Origin of the sequence: Burkholderia sp. Ac-20345, assembly GCF_017104825.1 — a bacterium.
Lineage (GTDB): Bacteria > Pseudomonadota > Gammaproteobacteria > Burkholderiales > Burkholderiaceae > Burkholderia > Burkholderia lata_B.
Genome location: NZ_JAAGPO010000417.1, coordinates 1 through 3,153, shown reverse-complemented (window position 1 = coordinate 3,153; position 3,153 = coordinate 1). Strand labels below are relative to the sequence as shown.

Genomic DNA, 3,153 nt, shown 5'->3' with positions numbered 1-3,153 from the left:
GAGACAGACTCGTTATAGGGTCAAGCGAACAAGTGCATGTGGTGGATGCCTTGGCGATCACAGGCGATGAAGGACGCGGTAGCCTGCGAAAAGCTACGGGGAGCTGGCAAACAAGCTTTGATCCGTAGATGTCCGAATGGGGAAACCCACTCCTTTTGGAGTATCCATGGCTGAATACATAGGCCATGTGAAGCGAACGCGGTGAACTGAAACATCTAAGTAACCGCAGGAAAAGAAATCAACCGAGATTCCCAAAGTAGTGGCGAGCGAAATGGGATGAGCCTTGCACTCTTTATTTGTATTGTTAGCCGAACGCTCTGGAAAGTGCGGCCATAGCGGGTGATAGCCCCGTAGGCGAAAACAGTATGAAAGAACTAGGTGTGCGACAAGTAGGGCGGGACACGTGAAATCCTGTCTGAAGATGGGGGGACCATCCTCCAAGGCTAAATACTCGTGATCGACCGATAGTGAACCAGTACCGTGAGGGAAAGGTGAAAAGAACCCCGGGAGGGGAGTGAAATAGATCCTGAAACCGCATGCATACAAACAGTCGGAGCCTCGTAAGGGGTGACGGCGTACCTTTTGTATAATGGGTCAGCGACTTACGTTCAGTAGCAAGCTTAACCGTATAGGGCAGGCGTAGCGAAAGCGAGTCCGAATAGGGCGTTCAGTTGCTGGGCGTAGACCCGAAACCAAGTGATCTATCCATGGCCAGGATGAAGGTGCGGTAACACGTACTGGAGGTCCGAACCCACTAACGTTGAAAAGTTAGGGGATGAGCTGTGGATAGGGGTGAAAGGCTAAACAAACTTGGAAATAGCTGGTTCTCTCCGAAAACTATTTAGGTAGTGCCTCGTGTCTCACCTTCGGGGGTAGAGCACTGTCATGGTTGGGGGGTCCATTGCGGATTACCCCGCCATAGCAAACTCCGAATACCGAAGAGTGCAATCACGGGAGACAGACATCGGGTGCTAACGTCCGGTGTCAAGAGGGAAACAACCCAGACCGCCAGCTAAGGTCCCCAAATATAGCTAAGTGGGAAACGAAGTGGGAAGGCTAAAACAGTCAGGAGGTTGGCTTAGAAGCAGCCACCCTTTAAAGAAAGCGTAATAGCTCACTGATCGAGTCGTCCTGCGCGGAAGATGTAACGGGGCTAAGCTATATACCGAAGCTGCGGATGCACATTTATGTGCATGGTAGGAGAGCGTTCCGTAAGCCTGCGAAGGTGCGTTGAAAAGCGTGCTGGAGGTATCGGAAGTGCGAATGCTGACATGAGTAGCGATAAAGGGGGTGAAAGGCCCCCTCGCCGTAAGCCCAAGGTTTCCTACGCAACGTTCATCGGCGTAGGGTGAGTCGGCCCCTAAGGCGAGGCAGAAATGCGTAGCTGATGGGAAGCAGGTCAATATTCCTGCACCATTGTTAGATGCGATGGGGGGACGGATCGCGGAAGGTTGTCCGGGTGTTGGAAGTCCCGGTCGCTGCATTGGAGAAGGCGCTTAGGCAAATCCGGGCGCGGAATTCAAGGGTGTGGCGCGAGCTCCTTAGGGAGCGAAGCAATTGGAAGTGGTTCCAAGAAAAGCCTCTAAGCTTCAGTCTAATGATGACCGTACCGCAAACCGACACAGGTGGGCGAGATGAGTATTCTAAGGCGCTTGAGAGAACTCGGGAGAAGGAACTCGGCAAATTGGTACCGTAACTTCGGGATAAGGTACGCCCTTGTAGCTTGATGCCCCTGCGGGCAAAGGGTGAAGGGGTTGCAATAAACTGGTGGCTGCGACTGTTTAATAAAAACACAGCACTCTGCAAACACGAAAGTGGACGTATAGGGTGTGACGCCTGCCCGGTGCCGGAAGATTAAATGATGGGGTGCAAGCTCTTGATTGAAGTCCCGGTAAACGGCGGCCGTAACTATAACGGTCCTAAGGTAGCGAAATTCCTTGTCGGGTAAGTTCCGACCTGCACGAATGGCGTAACGATGGCCACACTGTCTCCTCCCGAGACTCAGCGAAGTTGAAGTGTTTGTGATGATGCAATCTACCCGCGGCTAGACGGAAAGACCCCATGAACCTTTACTGTAGCTTTGCATTGGACTTTGAACCGATCTGTGTAGGATAGGTGGGAGGCTATGAAACCGGAACGCTAGTTTCGGTGGAGCCGTCCTTGAAATACCACCCTGGTTTGTTTGAGGTTCTAACCTTGGCCCGTGATCCGGGTCGGGGACAGTGCATGGTAGGCAGTTTGACTGGGGCGGTCTCCTCCCAAAGCGTAACGGAGGAGTACGAAGGTACGCTAGGTACGGTCGGAAATCGTGCTGATAGTGCAATGGCATAAGCGTGCTTAACTGCGAGACCGACAAGTCGAGCAGGTGCGAAAGCAGGTCATAGTGATCCGGTGGTTCTGTATGGAAGGGCCATCGCTCAACGGATAAAAGGTACTCTGGGGATAACAGGCTGATACCGCCCAAGAGTTCATATCGACGGCGGTGTTTGGCACCTCGATGTCGGCTCATCTCATCCTGGGGCTGTAGCCGGTCCCAAGGGTATGGCTGTTCGCCATTTAAAGAGGTACGTGAGCTGGGTTTAAAACGTCGTGAGACAGTTTGGTCCCTATCTGCCGTGGGCGTTGGATATTTGAAGGGGGCTGCTCCTAGTACGAGAGGACCGGAGTGGACGAACCTCTGGTGTACCGGTTGTCACGCCAGTGGCATCGCCGGGTAGCTATGTTCGGAAGAGATAACCGCTGAAAGCATCTAAGCGGGAAACTCGCCTTAAGATGAGATATCCCTGGGGACTAGATCCCCTTGAAGGGTCGTTCGAGACCAGGACGTTGATAGGTCAGGTGTGTAAGCGCAGTAATGCGTTCAGCTAACTGATACTAATTGCCCGTAAGGCTTGATCCTATAACAAGTCTGTTTCGCGCTACAGAGCGCGTCGGATTGGTTGGATTCTCGTGTGTGATACACACAACTCAAAATTACTGCTTCTTCCAAGATTGGTTGTGCTGCGAAGTCAGCACAACAACCCTCTTTGCCTGATGACCATAGCGAGTCGGTCCCACCCCTTCCCATCCCGAACAGGACCGTGAAACGACTCTACGCCGATGATAGTGCGGATTCCCGTGTGAAAGTAGGTAATCGTCAGGCTCCCTAAGCCA

The 3,153-nt window shown here is 52.6% G+C and carries 2 rRNA genes; both read left to right on the top strand.

The annotated features are described in order from the left end of the window. The first annotated feature begins 18 nt into the window (after positions 1–18). A 23S ribosomal RNA gene (locus G3O06_RS47490) occupies positions 19–2,899 on the top strand. Positions 2,900–3,029: 130 nt separating this feature from the next. Next, positions 3,030–3,142, top strand: a 5S ribosomal RNA gene (rrf, locus tag G3O06_RS47485). Positions 3,143–3,153: the final 11 nt, after the last annotated feature.